This window comes from Mucilaginibacter sp. (assembly GCF_965200995.1).
Taxonomy (GTDB): Bacteria; Bacteroidota; Bacteroidia; order Sphingobacteriales; family Sphingobacteriaceae; genus Mucilaginibacter.
Genome location: NZ_OZ241743.1, coordinates 1,727,399 through 1,744,187, shown reverse-complemented (window position 1 = coordinate 1,744,187; position 16,789 = coordinate 1,727,399). Strand labels below are relative to the sequence as shown.

The 16,789-nt window shown below is 41.9% G+C and carries 13 protein-coding genes; 12 read left to right on the top strand and 1 reads right to left on the bottom strand.

What is annotated here, in order from left to right; all coding sequences use genetic code 11:
• Positions 1–11: 11 nt before the first annotated feature.
• Genes ACY652_RS08230 through ACY652_RS08210 form a run of 5 tightly spaced genes read left to right on the top strand, consistent with a single transcriptional unit; the run spans position 12 to position 8,985 of the window.
• Positions 12–2,450, top strand: a complete 2,439-nt coding sequence (locus ACY652_RS08230; RefSeq protein ID WP_462267733.1) for a type I restriction-modification system subunit M — start codon at positions 12–14, stop codon at positions 2,448–2,450.
• Positions 2,441–3,451, top strand: coding sequence for a PDDEXK nuclease domain-containing protein (locus ACY652_RS08225; protein WP_462267731.1), 1,011 nt, complete (start codon positions 2,441–2,443; stop codon positions 3,449–3,451). Before ACY652_RS08230 ends, ACY652_RS08225 begins: the two co-directional genes overlap by 10 nt.
• On the top strand, positions 3,441–5,237 hold the full coding sequence (locus tag ACY652_RS08220; protein ID WP_462267729.1) for a restriction endonuclease subunit S: 1,797 nt from the start codon (positions 3,441–3,443) through the stop codon (positions 5,235–5,237). The genes ACY652_RS08225 and ACY652_RS08220 overlap by 11 nt, the downstream gene beginning before the upstream one ends.
• 2 nt (positions 5,238–5,239) lie before the next feature.
• The gene (locus tag ACY652_RS08215) at positions 5,240–8,296 is read left to right on the top strand and encodes a type I restriction endonuclease subunit R (RefSeq protein WP_462267727.1); all 3,057 of its coding nucleotides are present in this window, start codon (positions 5,240–5,242) and stop codon (positions 8,294–8,296) included.
• Entirely contained in the window at positions 8,296–8,985 is a 690-nt protein-coding gene (locus ACY652_RS08210) for a M48 family metallopeptidase (RefSeq protein WP_462267725.1), read from the top strand. The genes ACY652_RS08215 and ACY652_RS08210 overlap by 1 nt, the downstream gene beginning before the upstream one ends.
• 42 nt (positions 8,986–9,027) lie before the next feature.
• Here the strand turns inward: ACY652_RS08210 and ACY652_RS08205 are convergent, their stop codons facing one another.
• On the bottom strand, positions 9,028–10,113 hold the full coding sequence (locus tag ACY652_RS08205) for a DUF4365 domain-containing protein (RefSeq protein WP_462267723.1): 1,086 nt from the start codon (positions 10,111–10,113) through the stop codon (positions 9,028–9,030).
• A 373-nt stretch (positions 10,114–10,486) separates the two neighbouring features.
• Here ACY652_RS08205 and ACY652_RS08200 point away from each other — a divergent pair, with 373 nt between their 5' ends.
• From ACY652_RS08200 to ACY652_RS08170, 7 genes are all read left to right on the top strand, one after another.
• Positions 10,487–11,389: an RteC domain-containing protein gene (locus ACY652_RS08200; protein ID WP_462267721.1), complete on the top strand. Its 903-nt coding sequence runs from the start codon at positions 10,487–10,489 to the stop codon at positions 11,387–11,389.
• A gap of 185 nt (positions 11,390–11,574) precedes the next feature.
• The gene (locus ACY652_RS08195; protein WP_462267719.1) at positions 11,575–12,087 is read left to right on the top strand and encodes a hypothetical protein; all 513 of its coding nucleotides are present in this window, start codon (positions 11,575–11,577) and stop codon (positions 12,085–12,087) included.
• A 54-nt stretch (positions 12,088–12,141) separates the two neighbouring features.
• On the top strand, positions 12,142–12,459 hold the full coding sequence (locus ACY652_RS08190; protein ID WP_462267717.1) for a DUF4134 domain-containing protein: 318 nt from the start codon (positions 12,142–12,144) through the stop codon (positions 12,457–12,459).
• A 10-nt stretch (positions 12,460–12,469) separates the two neighbouring features.
• Positions 12,470–12,793 carry a DUF4133 domain-containing protein gene (locus ACY652_RS08185; RefSeq protein ID WP_462267715.1) on the top strand — a complete coding sequence of 108 codons (324 nt, stop codon included), beginning with the start codon at positions 12,470–12,472 and terminating at the stop codon, positions 12,791–12,793.
• The gene (locus tag ACY652_RS08180) at positions 12,793–15,261 is read left to right on the top strand and encodes a TraG family conjugative transposon ATPase (RefSeq protein ID WP_462267713.1); all 2,469 of its coding nucleotides are present in this window, start codon (positions 12,793–12,795) and stop codon (positions 15,259–15,261) included. The genes ACY652_RS08185 and ACY652_RS08180 overlap by 1 nt, the downstream gene beginning before the upstream one ends.
• A 132-nt stretch (positions 15,262–15,393) precedes the next feature.
• Entirely contained in the window at positions 15,394–16,077 is a 684-nt protein-coding gene (locus ACY652_RS08175; protein ID WP_462267711.1) for a conjugal transfer protein TraI, read from the top strand.
• 43 nt (positions 16,078–16,120) lie between these two features.
• Positions 16,121–16,750, top strand: a complete 630-nt coding sequence (locus ACY652_RS08170) for a hypothetical protein (protein ID WP_462267709.1) — start codon at positions 16,121–16,123, stop codon at positions 16,748–16,750.
• Positions 16,751–16,789: the final 39 nt, after the last annotated feature.

Here is a 16,789-nt window from a genome sequence, read left to right as displayed (position 1 = left end):
CTTATAAGTAGATGGCTATAAAAAAATCCGAATTATACAGTTCATTATGGGCTAGTTGTGATGAGTTGCGTGGCGGTATGGACGCTTCTCAATACAAAGACTACGTTCTGACGTTACTTTTTGTAAAGTATATATCTGACAAATATAAAGACCAGCCATTTGGTGCAATCTCCGTTCCGGAAGGTGCGAGCTTTGATGATATGGTATCATTGGTAGGCAAGCCTGGCATCGGAGACCATATCAATAAGAAAATTCTCAATCCTATCAAAGAAGCCAATAAATTAACTGATTTCCCCGATTTTAACGACGAAAATAAGCTAGGGAAAGATAAAGACCTTGTAGACACCCTGAGTAACCTGGTTCTAATATTTAATGACCCCAAATTAAATTTTTCTGGCAACAGTGCCGAGGGCGACGATATTTTAGGGGATGCTTATGAGTTTTTAATGCGCCATTTTGCAACGGAGTCGGGTAAATCTAAAGGGCAGTTCTATACCCCTGCTGAGGTGAGCCGGGTACTGGCTAAAGTAATTGGCATTAATCAGCGGAATTCCAGTATGCAAACCCAGGCCTACGACCCTACGTGCGGATCGGGGTCGCTGTTGCTAAAGGTGATGCATGAAGCCGGTAAAAATATTGAGTTGTACGGCCAGGAAAAGGAAACAGCGACAGCCAACCTTGCACTCATGAACATGATTTTGCACGGGGCCGAAACTGCTAAGATTATAGCTGACAATACATTGAGTAAACCCGCTTACCTCCAAAATGGAGAATTGCAACGGTTTGATTATATTGTGGCAAACCCGCCGTTCTCCCTGTCTAACTGGGGTAACGGGGTTTCTACTGACAGCGATATATATGGCCGGTTTGATTTGGGCGTGCCGCCTGAAAAGAACGGCGATTATTCATTTCTGCTACATATTATTACCTCTCTAAAATCTACAGGGAAAGCAGCAGTTGTTTTACCGCATGGCGTGTTGTTCCGGGGTAATGCCGAAGGTGAAATTCGTAAAAACATCTTAAATAAAGGACTTATTAAAGGCATTATCGGTTTACCTGCAAATTTATTTTATGGCACGGGTATACCGGCATGTATCATCATCTTGGACAAGGAACATGCTTCCGGCCGTGAAAGCATTTTTATGATTGATGCCAGTAAGGGCTTTATTAAGGACGGCAATAAAAACCGGCTTCGGGAGCAGGATATTCGCAAGATAACTGATGTTTTCAGTAATATGGAAGAACTGCCCGGATACAGCCGCATTGTGCCGATGACTGATATAGCTGACCCGAAGAATGACTACAACTTAAATATTCCGAGATATATTGATACGCAGGAAGCAGAAGATATTCAGGATATAACAGCCCATTTACAGGGCGGCATTCCTGCAACTGATGTAGATGCTTTACAAAAATATTGGCTGGTGTATCCGGCGTTGAAAAACCATTTATTCTCTCCGCTACGTCCCGGCTATCTTCAGCTTAATATCCCGGTTGCCGATATAAAAAAGAGCATATTTGAACACCCCGAGTTTATTTCATTTAACGCTACGTTACAAACCCTATTCGATTCCTGGATAGCGGAACAAAGTAAGCAGTGGAAAAATCTGCAACCGGGCATTCACCCAAAAGAAGTACTTGCAAATATGAGCGAATCGTTATTACAATGGTTTGCTGATAATCCGTTGATAGACAAATATGATGTTTATCAGCAATTAATGCAGTACTGGAGCGAGGCAATGCAGGATGATGTGTATAGCGTTGCTTTAGATGGCTGGACAGCCGGTAATGAGTGGGAAAGAACCATTATAAAGGGTAAAAAGGGAAAGGACGGCAAAGCGGCTAAGGATAAGATAATTGAAGGGCTTGAAGGGATAGTAGGCAGAATGATTAGCCCTGACCTGCTTATAAAAATATATTTTCAAGAGGAATGGGAAAGGATAACAACCTTTGAGGCTGAAATTGAAGCGTACAAAACGCAGTTGGAAGAATCGGAACAGGAGAACGAATTAGAAAGTACAGTTTTTGGTGATTTGGAGAAAGTAAACCTGTCAACCGTAAAAAATCTGTTAAAGCAAAAGAAGAAAGAAAAAGCGCCTCAGGAAGAAATTGCGGTAATTGAAAACTACATTAATTTAAATGAGGCTATCAAAAATATAGCAAACCTTATTAAAATAGCCAAGGGGACTATTGAAAAGTCGGTTATTGATTTGTATCCTCGGTTAAGTGAAGACGAAATAAAAAAGCTGGTAATACACGATAAGTGGGAAAGCCAGCTGCAAATGGCCCTACACCAGTTACAGGATAAAATCAGCCAAAATCTGACCCAACGCATTAAGGAACTTGCCTCACGTTATGAAGAAACACTGCCACAACTGGAAAAGGCTGCACTTGATTTTGAGGCAAAGGTGAAAAATCATTTATCGGAAATGGGCTTTGTATGGAACTAAAATTATACGAATCCTTAATTGGCGATATCAAAGCGCGTATCAGGCAAGGGCAGGTAAAAGCTGCTGTAGCTATAAATACCGAACTGATATTCATGTACCATGATATTGGGAAAATGATTGTTAGCCGCCAGCAGAATGAAGGCTGGGGAAATGCGGTTATACCCAAAATTGCCAGAGATATCAAAAACGAACTGTCTGACGTAAAAGGTTTTTCAGAAAGGAACCTGGGTTATATGGTACAATTTGCTAAAGCGTACCCGGATGATGCAATTTTGCAACAGGCTGTTGCAAAATTACCCTGGGGGCATAATATTGTTTTGCTACAGCATCTGAAGGATGCCGGCACCCGAGCATGGTACGCGGCAGAAAGTTTAAAGAACGGATGGGGCAGAGAATTGCTGACACAAAAAATAAAACAGAATTTGATGGTTAAGCAGGGCAATGCCACGAACAACTTTGGAAGCACATTGCCAACCCTCCAATCTGATTTAGCGCAGGAAACCTTAAAAGACCCCTACACATTTGACTTTCTTACCCTGACCGAAACATTTAATGAACGTGAACTGGAAGCCGGCTTGGTAAGCCACATGGAAAAATTCTTACTGGAGCTGGGCAATGGGTTTGCATTTGTAGGTAGGCAATACCAGGTAACTATATCTAACCGCGATTTTTATATTGATTTGCTTTTTTATCATTTAAAACTGCGCTGCTATATTGTGATAGAACTGAAGAAGGGTGAATTTAAACCGGAGTATGCCGGTAAAATGAACTTTTACTGTTCTGCCATAGACGATTTACTGCGGCATAAAGACGACCAGCCAACTATAGGCTTGATACTATGCCAAACAAAAGATAGAATTTTTGCAGAGTATGCTTTAAAAGATATACAAAAGCCAATCGGCATATCCGAATATGAACTAACCCGCTATCTGCCTAATGAACTGGCTGGCAGCTTGCCCAGTATTGATGATTTAGAAAAAGAATTAGAGAATGAGCAGTAACCAGATGAAGCAAACGGAGATTGGGCTCATTCCTGAAGATTGGGAAGTAAAAAGTATAGGTACCTTAGCAGTTAAAATTCTTGGTGGAGGAACTCCACCAAGAGCCATAAAAAGCTACTGGGGGGGCATTATTCCTTGGGTAACGGTAAAAGATTTTAAGTCTTTTACTCCTCTTTCTACACAAGAGTATATTACTGATCAAGGATTAAAAAATAGCTCAACAAGGCTTGTCTCTAAAGGAGAAATTATAATAGCGACCAGAATTGCATTGGGTGAAATAGCTATTTATGATATTGATGTATCTATCAATCAAGACTTAAAATGTATTTATTTAGACAAAGCTGTATCGAAGCGATATTTCTATTACTCATATAAAAATATCGCCACAAAAATTGTAGAAAAAGGTAGTGGAAGCACGGTAATGGGTCTATCCATAAATGATTTAAAAGCATTCCAAATATCCATTCCACAAATATCTGAACAGGAAGCAATTGCAACAGCATTAGATAATGTTGATAAGTGGATAGAAAGCATTGAAAAGCTAATAGCAAAAAAGCGTTTAATAAAAAATGGTGCAATAACAAAGTTATTTACTCACAAGGACGGTTGGTATACAAAGAGACTGTCTGAAATTGCAAAAGTCACTCGGGGAGCTTCGCCCCGCCCAATTGAGAGCCCTGTTTGGTTTGATTATAAATCTAATATTGGATGGGTTCGTATATCAGACGTTACAAAATCAGCTAAATATCTTAAAGAAACAGTGCAAAAACTATCTGATTTAGGAGTTAAAAACAGTCGTTTTGTTAAAAGCAATTCACTGATTATGAGTATATGTGCTACTATTGGAAAACCAATTATTACTAAGATGGATGTTTGCATACATGATGGTTTCGTCGTTTTTACAGATCTAAAAGTCGATCAGGATTTTCTTTATAACTATTTGAAATTCATTGAATTAGATTGGTCAAAAAATGGGCAGACAGGTTCACAAATGAATCTGAACACCTCAATTATCAACAGTACAGAGATTTCATTTCCAAATTCAATTAATGAACAAATCCATATTGCTACAATCCTGTCTAATATAGATTCAGAGATATCTGCACTTGAAAGCAAGCAGCAAATAGCGCGACAATTGAAGCAAGGTGTAATGCAGCAGTTGCTTACAGGTAAAGTAAGGTTAAAAGATTCGACTGACAATCTCAAAGTCCTCTCGCCAAAGCACAATGAACATTTTGAAGATGCTGTTTTAATTGCTTCGTTAGCCCATTGCTTTGCTTCTCCTAATTTCCCTTTAACCCGGTTTAAATACACCAAAGTTTCTTACTTGTTAAAGCGTTACAAAAAGCACCAGGCCGAAGGTTACTTAAAAAAAGTTGCTGGCCCTTACAAACCACAAACCCGGTATGGTGGTGCCGAGAAGATAGCCCTTAGCAAAAGATATATTGCATCTCAAAAAACTGTTTATAAGGGAAAAGAGTATGATGGTTTTGTCCCTGGCGATAACACAGCAGAGGCCTTACATTATTTTAAGGAATGGTATGGCGATGATGCGATAACGTGGATAGAACAGTTTAAGTTCGAGAAAAATGACCATCTGGAATTATGGACTACAATAGATATGGCCGTAGAAGAATTAAAACATGAAAAGAAGATAGTGAACGTAGCGGCTGTAAAACAAATTTTGAAGGCCGATAAGGAATGGAAAGATAAATTAACGCGTCCGGTTTTTTCGGATGATCGTATTCAGCAAGCTATTATTAAATTAGATACTTTATTTGATTAAATATGTCCGCCATAAATCCCATAGAACGTATAACGCAAGAGCGCATCATCGCTTTGTTCACAAAGCAATTAGGCTATGTATATTATGGTATTTGGGAAGAGCGGACAAGCAACAGTAATATTGAGGAGAAATATTTAAAAGCTTTCTTACAAAAACAGGGATACGCTGATATATTAATTTCTAAAGCGATTAATGTATTATCAGATCTGGCCCATACATCCTCTGGTAATTTGTATGACCGCAACAAGGCTTTTTATTCCAAACTGCGATATGGAGTGTCAGAAAAGACAGAATTAGGAGAGCAAAACGAAAGTATTTATCCAATTGACTGGCAAAACCCGCTAAATAACGAATTTGGTATAGCCGAAGAGGTAACGCTCAATGGCAACAAAACGCGGCGCCCGGATTTAGTTCTGTACATTAATGGTATTGCCATTGGCGTCATAGAGTTAAAGCGCGGTACAGTAGATATAGCCGAAAGTATCCGGCAATGTATAAGCAATTGGCGCGAAACTTTTAATGAACAATTTTATACAAGCGTTCAGTTTATTTTTGCCGGCAACAACACCCAGGGGTTACGCTACGGCACTATTGAAACCGGGGAGAAGTATTACCTGGCCTGGAAGGAAGACGAAGACGACAATACAGGCTACAAGCTTGATAAATACCTGAAAAAGATTTGCAGTAAAGAACGGTTTATTGATTTATTATATAACAGCGTAATCTTTGATGCAGGTGTAAAAAAACTCCCCCGGCCGCACCAGTACCATGCGCTGAAAGCTGCCCAGGATTTTGCCCGCCGCAGAGAGGGCGGAATAATCTGGCATACGCAAGGCAGCGGAAAAAGCCTGATGATGGTATTGTTAGGCAAATGGATACTCGAAAATATTGATAATTCCCGCATCGTAATTCTTACAGACCGCACCGAATTGGATGAACAGATAGAACGGGTATTTAGAGAGGTGGGTGAAAAAGATATAGTTCGCTCCCAGTCAGGTCAGGATTTGATGCAGCACTTAACAGCTACTAAGCCCCGTTTAATTTGCTCACTTATACACAAGTTTGGCAACACCGGCGAAGCTGACTATAATACTTTTATTAAAGAACTGCGCGAGAACCCGGTACAAACGCAGGGTGAAATTTTTGTTTTTGTTGACGAATGCCACAGAACGCAAAGCGGCAAACTAAACGAAACCATGCATGCTATTTTAGGCAGTGCGGTATTTATAGGTTTTACAGGTACACCGCTGCTAAAGCAGGATAAGCAAACCACAATGGACGTGTTTGGCCGCTATATACACACTTATAAATTCAATGAGGCTGTTGCAGATGGCGTAGTAAAAGACTTGATGTATGAGGGCCGGAATATTGAACAAAAATTATCGTCGCAAAGCCGGGTAGATGAATGGTTTGAAGCCAAGACCTGGGGCCTGAATGATTTTCAAAAAAACGAACTGAAGAAAAAGTGGGGCACTATGCAACGGGTGCTTAGCAGCAAATCACGCATGGAGAAGATCGTTCAGGATATCCTTTTCGATTTCAATACCAAGCCACGCTTAAACTCGCAAATGGGTAACGCTATACTGGTAGCTTCAAGTATTTACGAAGCTTGTAAGTACTATGCGCTGTTTCAGGAAACTGAATTAAAAGGGAAATCCGCATTAATCACTTCATACAATCCGCAAACCGGAGATATCACCAAAGAAGATACCGGCGCTAATACAGAAACGGATAGGGAATTTATTTTTAAGATATATGAGCAACTGCTTAGAAACGTAATACCCAAAGCAAACAAAACCAAGACAGAAAGCTATGAGGTAGATAGCAAGGAACGCTTCCGCAAAGAGCCGGCTCGTATGAAATTGCTTATTGTGGTATCAAAACTTCTTACCGGTTTTGACGCACCTCCCTGCACCTACATTTATATTGATAAGAAAATGCAGGATCATACCCTGTTTCAAGCAATTTGCCGTGTAAACCGTTTAGATACAGACGATAAAGATTATGGCTATATTGTGGATTACATGGAATTGTTTGGTAATGTTACCGAATCGATTAATCTATACACTTCAGAATTAGACAGTGAAGGTTTTACCAAAGAAGAAGTAGAAATTGTTTTAAAGGATCGCCTGAAGATGGCCAGTGAACGTTTAGAAACCTCCTTAGAAACGTTAGAAGCCATTTGTGAAGCCGTCGAGAATCCTAAAACAGACCTCCAATACATACACTATTTTTGTGGCAATACTGAAATAGAAAGCGACCTTAAAGCCAATGAGTATAAACGTGTAGCATTATACAAGGTTATCGTAGCATATGTTAGGGCTTATACCGGCATTAAATCAGAAATGTTGTTGGCCGGTTATGACGAAAAGCAGATAAAACGTTTTGATCAGCGCCTTGAATTTTACCTGCACTTAAGAGAGGTAATAAGAATAGCCAGTGGAGAGACGCTTGATTTAAAAGCTTATGAAGCAGACATGCGTTTTCTAATCGATCATTATATTCAGGCAGAGGATGCGCATAAAGTTTCTCCTTTTGATGATATATCCTTATTGCAACTGATAGAGGCCGATTTAGACAAAGCGATTGCAAGCTTGCCGGAATCCATTAAGCATAATCAGGAAGCTGTTGCAGAAGCCATCGAAAACAATGTACGCAGTAAACTTATCGAAGCGCACTTACTTGATCCTAAATATTTTGAAAAAATGAGTGCTTTGTTGTTGGAATTGATTGCTGAACGCAAGAGAGGCGTAATTAAATACCAGGAATATCTGCGGAAAATGGTGGAGTTAGTAACATCTGTAAATAAGGGTGGTGGCAAAGACTTGCCGAAGACGCTTAATACCAGAGGGAAAGTGGCTATCTACCATATTCTTGAGGATGAACCACAGACACTTGCTTGCGAGGATGCAATACAATATCATAAGCAAAACGGATTTAGAGAAAGCTTGCCCAAGCAAAACTTGCTGAAAAAGGCGATATATGATGTGGTTAAAGACAAAGAAAAAGTGAACGAAATCTTCCAGATTGTTGAAGCGAATAAAGAAGATTACCGATAATGGATTTGATAAAGATTGGCGATATAAACGTTGAGGTAAGCTTTAAGGACATCAAAAATGTACATTTAAGCGTCCATCCCCCGTTAGGCAGGGTTACTTTGTCAGCGCCGCAGCAAATTAGCCTAGACAAGCTTAAAATATACACAGCCACAAAATTACCTTGGATAAAAACTGAAAGGGCGAAGATTCTTAATCAGGAAAGAGAGCAGGAAAAGGAGTATATAACCAGAGAGAGCCATTTCTTATTGGGCAAGCGGTACCTATTACAAGTGACGGAAGCGAGATCTAATAAAGTATTGATTCATCATTCTAAAATTGAATTGCTGACACCTTCGCCCTGTTCAAAATCTAATAGGCGGGAGATGTTGTATAATTTTTACCGCCGCGAATTACGCAAATTGTTAATCAAGCTTATAAACCAATTTGCGCATGCAATGGGCCTTTCTGTTCCTAAATTCGGTATTAGGGTTATGAAGACAAAATGGGGTAGTTGTGCCGCCACAAACCGAAATTTATGGTTCAATATAGAGTTAGCAAAAAAGCCTTTGGGTTGTATCGAGTATATAGTTGTGCATGAGTTAGTGCATCTTATTGAACGCCATCATAACAAAAATTTCATCTTATTGATGAATCGCTATTTGCCTAATTGGCAGATTCAAAAAAGACTTTTGAACAAACTACCAATCTGACAATTATCATCTTTTGAAGCTTTTTGTGAGCACAAAAGAATATCAGCCAACCGGTACCAGCAATCCCATTTCAATGCTTTCCTTAACACCAACCAACGCTTCATCCTCATATGCAAAAGGATATAGACTTAAGTATAAATCCGCCACTTTCAATGTTTCTTCTACAGAATGAAATTTAGCTATCTGCATGTACAACCAAAAACAGAAATTTCTAAAATCCGAATCAAGATTTGCCTGAAAAGCAATCTCCTTAAGTAGAAGATGAATATTCTGAATTAAATTAATGACGGAGAATACTTGATAACTGAAGTTACCTCTGTTTATTCCCTGCAACATAAACGAGATGCTTAACTTTATCTCCGTGGTATCCCAGATGTTAGTTAGCAATTTTGACATAGTCGCCTCTGTTGTCTTCGTAGGCATGTATTGCATATTTGAGGAATGCCAAAGCACATCCGCATTGTAAATACAGTTGCTAATCAGTCCTAAAATATTTCTCCTGATACCCTCCTCTTTAATTCCTGCAAAGCTTGACAATATGTAATACCAGGTGGCTTCTTTTCCCCTATGATTTGAGTATAAAGATTTTAACCCTTCATAGCAAATATTAGGATTGTCCATATTAGCTAACCATTCCAAACTACGCCCATAATTTTCATAATTAGTGTATTCTTCTTTGTAAGCAATACAATACTGCATGAAAAAGTCAAACGAACTCAACGAAAATTCATTGCTGGTTTCTATTCTGATGGCATGATGATTTTGTTGTAATACCTGAGGATTCCGTTTAAGATAAGCTGTAATATTAACCCAAAATGCCCTTTCTAACTTTGGATCATAGACAATCCCAATTGTTAAATTTATTCCCTGATTCCAATATTTTAGATGTGCTTGGTCCGTTGGTATTTTATATCCGCTATTATCCTTATAAGACGTGCCACTTTTGATTTGTACGTATACACCATAATTGGTTGCCAAGCCATCTTTTACAAACTCAATTAAGCAGTCATTTCCTTGATCATTCTCTCTAGAAAAAGGCTCAAATATGCAATGGTTATCTTGAACAACACCTTGGACATAACGAACACCTTGAAATTCGATTTTGGTATTTGGATTACGACGTGTCATAATTATAAGAATGTAGTACGATTAGCTTTTGCGAATACTTTGTGGTTTTACTTATTACGCCTCATAAAGCGAAAGATATCAAATCAAAAATTTGATACACAATATGTTAGTAAAATACTTCCTTATGTTTAAAATTCACAATTAACTATAAATTAAGCAATTAAACATTAAATATAACAGTTGACAGCTTGAAGCACTTGATTCACTCTTGACAAGCAAACAAAAGTAAGATTATATTTGCTAATAAAATTAGCATTTTGTATTTGGTTTTCCCTGCAAATAGCTGATAAATAATGTATTTACAAAAACACGTTTGCTGGACGTGCTAAATAAGCCCTCCAACAAAGTACCATCTACTTAATACTCAAAAGCTATGTCAACTACTTATTTTGATGAGGCGTATTTGAAGCTTGAAGACGAACTTGAAGTTATCGCCCGTAATGAAAATGATCCACTTAAGAAGATGGATTTGTCTTTAAATGTTATCCGTAATGCATTAAAGACATTAAAAGAGTACATACTTACTCATCCTTTTGAAGACAAAAAAGAAGAAATCCACTTTTTTAAAAAGATAAAGCCTAAATTTTATTGCTTGATGATTTTCGAAATGAAGGTATATCAAATTATAACTAATGTACCGCGCAGCAGTGAGGAACAGGTAAGGAATTATTACTTGGAAGAATTGAAATATATTCGGCGTGCGTTAAATCAAAATCAGTTTCAATACCAGTATTACCGGCTAGGCGCAGATGAGTTGGACACTCTTTATTTTGTGCGGAATATCACTTCAGATAGTGCCTTGGTACCTGAAATACCTGACATTGATCCATCATTTTCTACCAGTTGTGATTACTTATTCTCCAAATTTATGGCTTATGAAATGATTGAATTGCAATTAGAAGCGGTTCTTAATCAGCCCAATGAAGCGCAAAAGAATATTTTTATCCGTCCGGGCCGCAAATTAAAGCCGCTTAAATGGACAGGCGACCCGATCAATATCGTCGAATTAGGTTATGGCATTTGGGTATCCGACCAAATCAACCACGGCAACGCAGAATTAGCAGATATAATGTACTGGCTGGGTGCTTCTTTAAATATTGACCTGACACGTTATACCCGGCGTTTTGAGGAAGTCAAAAATAGAAAGATTATCAGTAAAACCCGGTTCATTGATATGATGTCTGATGCTATACATAGGCATATTGAAAAAAGCCATGCAATCAAGCCCACAACTTTACGTAAAGCTAAACGTAACCTCTCACAATCGGAGGATTAACCTTTTATGTTAGCTTTTAAGAACATTAGCATTCACACTTATAGCTTTTTATTAACGTCTTGATTTTCAAATAGTAATGGACAAAATTACTGCCCATTTTTTAACTCCCATAAAAAAAATGGCTGTAATCCAACCTTTGTTTCGTCGCCTGCCGCAATGGTGCAGCAGGTTTAAAACAAAGCGTTATGTTACATCAAATCACCTGGCAGCAGTACCTGCTGTTTGCAGCAATTATTATGCTGCTCTACTATGCCATCATCTGGCTGGTTTATTTTAGGGGACAGTTCCCAAACTTCTTTGCCAGCAAAGAAAAAGCCGAACCGGTAGACGATAACCTCAACTGGCGTAATGAGGAAGAGTACGAAGAACTGTTAGGCGGCTCCGCCGAAGAAGAAGGCGTAAGCACCATCGAAAGCGAACAGGTCCACTTCAGTCCGAAACCATTTCCGGCAGCCGCTTTACAACAGACGGATGACGAAGAAGAGTTACATGGTACAATCCCGGATGTGCTGGAAGACATCAAAGGGATTATTCGGCAAAGTAGCACTAAAAGCGAGTTTATCGATTCGTTTACGTCTATCCCGGCAAAGTACCCGCAGATAGCAGACAGCCGCCACCTGGAAGCCATCAACGACTTTATCAGCGAACAGGTTCCCTTCGAAATCAGCGAGGAAGAACTGTACCAACTCTGGCTATAAGTCGCAACCCACTCCAAAAAATATGCTATCCATTAATCCGTGTAACCACACAACATGAAAAAGAAATCAATTCAAATAATCAGCGCATACAGTGCTGTATTCAGCCTAAGCCTGCTTGCTTTAGCAGCGTATGCCCAGGACGGCAACGCCGGTATCAACCAGGCCACCAGCCAGGTCAAAAGTTATTTCGATTCCGGCTGTAACCTGATGTATGCGATAGGTGCCGTGGTCGGCATCATCGGCGCCATCAAAGTGTTTAACAAATGGAATGGCGGCGAGCCGGATACCAACAAGGTAGCCGCCGCCTGGTTCGGCTCCTGCGTATTCTTGGTAGTCGTTGCCACCGTACTCAAATCATTCTTCGGGCTTTAAGAAGAGGATTATGTCAAGCATCTATCAGATCAACAAAGGCATCAACAAGGCGATTGAGTTTCACGGCCTGAAGGCGCAGTATATCGGCTACCTGGCCGGTGGAATGGTCGCTTTGCTAATTGCTTACGCTATCCTGTATATCACCGGTGTCAATACGTTTGTCTGCCTGTTCCTGATCGGCGGTTTAGGCACGGCCTTGACCATGACCGTGTTCCGCCTGAGCCATAAGTACGGGCAGTACGGGCTGCTAAAGAAAAACGCCAGACGTGTACTGCCTGGTTACCTGAAGTTCAGTTCAAGGAAATTATTCATCCATCTTAAAAAAGGGGACTAATGGTACACATTGAGAAAATACTGCCCATATACAAAGTAGAAAATGATGCCATCGTATCCATGCAAGGCGATATCACCATCGGTTACGAGGTCATCCTGCCGGAGATATTTACCCTGTCCGACCGGGATTACGAAGCCTATCACCAGGCCTGGGTCAAGGCCATTAAGATATTGCCGCAGCATTCCGTGTTCCATAAGCAGGACTGGTTCACCAAAGCCCGGTACCGGGAAAACATTAACGCTGGACAAGGCTTCTTGTCCCGGTCAAGTGAAGCCTTCTTTAATGGCAGGCCCTACTTGGACCACCGCTGCTATATCTTCCTGACCAAAAAGGTGGAAGGAAGAAAAGCCGCCAGCAGCGGTTATTCCGGCATCATGCGCAAAAGCATCGTCCCTGCGCAAACGACACAGCCGAACCTGCTGCGCGACTTCCTGGAAAAGTCCGGTGCATTCGAGCGAATACTAAAAGATAGCGGCTTCGTCAGCCTGCGCAGGTTGACGGACGATGAACTGGCCGGAACCAAAAGCAAGGCCGGTATTATCGAACAGTATTGCTTTTTGGCAGGCGATAAGGACAAGCCAATGCTGAAAGACGTACACCTGAAAGACGAGCTGCGTATCGGCGACAACCACTGCCAGCTGTTCACCTTATCCGACGTGGAAGAGCTGCCTTCGCTTTGCGGCAGCCGTATCAACTATGACAAGTACAGCACGGACAAAACGAAATTCAGTATCGGCTTCGCTTCACCGCTGGGCCTGCTGCTGGACTGCAATCATATTCTGAACCAGTACATCATCATTGCGGATGCGCAGAAGACGATGAAAGGGCTGGAAAAGAAAAGGCTTCGCCTGCAATCGCTTTCATCCTATTCAAGGGAGAACGCGATAGCGAGGGATGCGACGTCAGACTTCCTCAACGAAGCCATCAGCGAACAGCGGCTGCCAGTCAAGGCGCATTTCAATATACTTGCCTGGACGGAAGATGTAACAGGCAAACAGGAAATACGTAACCAGGTTGGCGCAGCGATGGCGCAGATGGATGCGGTTGCTAAGCAGGAAACGGATGGTGCGCCGCAGATCTGGTGGGCCGGGCTGCCGGGCAACGCCGCCGACTTCCCGATGAACGATACCTTCGATACGTTCCTGGAGCAGGCGACCTGCTTTTTGAACCTGGAAAGCAACTACCGGACATCGCAAAGCGGCCTGGGCATCCGTTTAGGCGACCGCCTTTCCGGCAGACCGGTCCGTGCAGACATATCGGATGAGCCGATGAAGAAAGGGTTTATTACCAACCGCAACAAAATGATCCTGGGGCCAAGCGGCAGCGGCAAGTCCTTTTTTACCAACCATATGGTACATTCCTATTATGAGCAGGGAACGCATATCGTTTTAGTAGACGTAGGCCACAGCTACCAGGGGCTTTGCAAAGCGGTCGGTGGTTACTATTTCACTTACCAGGAAAATAATCCTATCCGTTTCAATCCCTTTTATATTGCCAAAGGCGACGTGCTGGACATTGAAAAGAAGGAAAGCCTAAAAACGCTGTTGCTGGCGCTGTGGAAAAAGGAAGAAGAAGGCTTCGGGCGTTCGGAATATGTGGCCATATCCAACGCGGTATCCATGTACTACGAGCACCTGAAAAAAAACCCGGCTATCTTTCCCGGCTTCAATTCCTTTTATGAGTTCCTGGATGTAGAGTTTACACAGATATTATCGGACAGTAAGGTGAAAGACAAAGACTTTGATATAGCCAACTTCAAATATGTGCTCAAGCCTTACTACCAAGGCGGCGAATTCGACTACCTGCTGAACGCTACCGAAAACTTGGACCTGCTGAAAGAGCGCTTTATCGTATTCGAACTGGATAATGTGAAAGACCATCCCATTTTGTTCCCTGTGGTGACCATCATCATCATGGAAGTATTTATCTCCAAAATGCGCAAACTGCCGAAGAACGTCAGGAAGATGATCCTGATCGAGGAAGCCTGGAAAGCCATCGCTAAGGACGGCATGGCCGAGTACATCAAATACTTGTTCAAAACGGTGCGGAAGTTCTTTGGCGAAGCGATTGTGGTGACGCAGGAAGTGGAAGACATTCTGCATTCACCGATTATTAAGCAGGCCATCGTTAATAACAGCGACTGTAAGATACTGTTGGACCAGTCCAAGTACCAAAACAAGTTCGAGGATGTGCAGCAGCTGTTAGGGCTGACTGATAAGGAAAGGGCGTTAGTCCTGAGCATGAACAAGGCCAACGACCCGGACCGTAACTATAAGGAAGTCTTTATCAGCCTGGGCGGCCAGTACAGTAAAGTGTATGCTACGGAAGTATCGCCCGAAGAATACTTTGCCTATACCACCGAAGCGTCCGAAAAGGCGCTGGTCGAGGAATATGCAGAAAAGTACGGCAGTATCGAAAAGGGCATACAGGCGCTGACCGATGAACAGCGAAAGGCGAAGCTGAAGTAGCGGTAAGGTCAATAACAACTAACAAATTCAATTAAATAAAGACATTGAATCTTCCCCAACGGGAGGATAAAGGAGAGTTTACGAACAATCTTCAAGGGGGCAATTACGCCCATTAAAACCAAATTAAACGTCATGAAAAAATACATGGTTATTATGCCGGCCAGCCTGATCGCACTTTTTGTGTGCCTGCCAGCCGGTCAGGCGACCGCACAGGTGGCGGTGGCCGAGGTCATCAAGGCAGCCGTCACCAAAGTCATCAAGGCGGTAGACCTGCAAATCCAAGCGATGCAGAATAAAACGATATGGCTGCAAAACGCACAGAAATCTATAGAGAACGCTTTATCGCAAAGTCAGCTGGGGCAAATCACCAGCTGGTCGCAGCAGCAGAAAGACCTGTTCGGCAAGTACTACCAAGAACTGTCAACTATCAAGTCTGCCGTAGCGCTCTACCAGCGGCTCCGGGAAACGACGGAAAAGCAGGCGGCATTGGTGAGTACTTATCACCAGACCTGGAACCTGTTGCAGCAGGACAAGCACTTCAGCGCAGAAGAATTGAGCTATATGGGCAAAGTGTATGGCGGCATCCTGGAAGAAAGTGTCAAAAACGTTGACCAGCTCCTGATCGTCGTCAGCGCCTTTAGAACACAGATGGCAGATGCGAAACGCCTGGAGCTGATCAACCAGTCGGCAGACCACATCGATGCGAATTACAACGACCTGAAGCAGTTCAATGTACAAAACGTCCTGTTAAGCCTGGAACGCAGCAAGGACCATAACGAGATCGTAACCATTAAAAAGTATTATGGCATCAATTAATTGGAAGGGCAAAAAACAGGTCTTGCAGGGTAACGCTAATTGGATGAGGCAACTCTTACTGCTGCTGTCGATGCTATCTGCTCGTGTTACACAGGCGCAGACCTGGGACGAATGGTTCAAACAAAAGAAAACGCAGCTCAAATACATGACCCAGCAGATTGCGGCACTGGAAACTTATGGCAGCTATGTGAAAAAGGGCTACGCGATTGCCAGTAAAGGTTTGGGCAATATCAAAGACCTGACTGGCGGTGAACTGGGGCTGCACACAGATTACTACCATTCCTTAAAGGCGGTTAACCCTATGGTTAAGAATAATCCCAAGGCAGCGGCCATAGTTCAGTATTTAGCCGTGATTCCGGGAAAGCTTGACCAGGTCGAAATGTTACCAGGACTAAATCCCGACGGCCAGGCCTACATCAGTAGCGTTACTGCCAAAGTACTGGACGAATGTCAGGCGGATATCGCAGAGCTGGAACTGGTGTTGACTTCCGGCCAGGCGGCAATGACGGACGACGAGCGGCTCAAACGGCTGGATGATCTCTATGGCCGGGTCAAAAACAAATACAGTTTCACGCTTTTCCTTCACAGCCAGGTACGAATGCTGCTGCTGCAAAAAGCCGGGGAACGGCAAAGTTTACAAACCTTAAAGAACTATTATGGAATCCCGGAATAATCGAATAAGGCAAAAAGCAAGAACAAACCGTGTCGTAGT

Excerpts from the sequence above, each read along its gene's own strand:
- ACY652_RS08230 (WP_462267733.1), top strand. The coding sequence starts at position 12 with ATGGCTATAAAAAAATCCGAATTATACAGTTCATTATGGGCTAGTTGT.
- ACY652_RS08225 (WP_462267731.1), top strand. The coding sequence starts at position 2,441 with ATGGAACTAAAATTATACGAATCCTTAATTGGCGATATCAAAGCGCGT.
- ACY652_RS08220 (WP_462267729.1), top strand. The coding sequence starts at position 3,441 with ATGAGCAGTAACCAGATGAAGCAAACGGAGATTGGGCTCATTCCTGAA.
- ACY652_RS08215 (WP_462267727.1), top strand. The coding sequence starts at position 5,240 with ATGTCCGCCATAAATCCCATAGAACGTATAACGCAAGAGCGCATCATC.
- ACY652_RS08210 (WP_462267725.1), top strand. The coding sequence starts at position 8,296 with ATGGATTTGATAAAGATTGGCGATATAAACGTTGAGGTAAGCTTTAAG.
- ACY652_RS08205 (WP_462267723.1), bottom strand. The coding sequence starts at position 10,113 with ATGACACGTCGTAATCCAAATACCAAAATCGAATTTCAAGGTGTTCGT.
- ACY652_RS08200 (WP_462267721.1), top strand. The coding sequence starts at position 10,487 with ATGTCAACTACTTATTTTGATGAGGCGTATTTGAAGCTTGAAGACGAA.
- ACY652_RS08195 (WP_462267719.1), top strand. The coding sequence starts at position 11,575 with ATGTTACATCAAATCACCTGGCAGCAGTACCTGCTGTTTGCAGCAATT.
- ACY652_RS08190 (WP_462267717.1), top strand. The coding sequence starts at position 12,142 with ATGAAAAAGAAATCAATTCAAATAATCAGCGCATACAGTGCTGTATTC.
- ACY652_RS08185 (WP_462267715.1), top strand. The coding sequence starts at position 12,470 with ATGTCAAGCATCTATCAGATCAACAAAGGCATCAACAAGGCGATTGAG.
- ACY652_RS08180 (WP_462267713.1), top strand. The coding sequence starts at position 12,793 with ATGGTACACATTGAGAAAATACTGCCCATATACAAAGTAGAAAATGAT.
- ACY652_RS08175 (WP_462267711.1), top strand. The coding sequence starts at position 15,394 with ATGAAAAAATACATGGTTATTATGCCGGCCAGCCTGATCGCACTTTTT.
- ACY652_RS08170 (WP_462267709.1), top strand. The coding sequence starts at position 16,121 with ATGAGGCAACTCTTACTGCTGCTGTCGATGCTATCTGCTCGTGTTACA.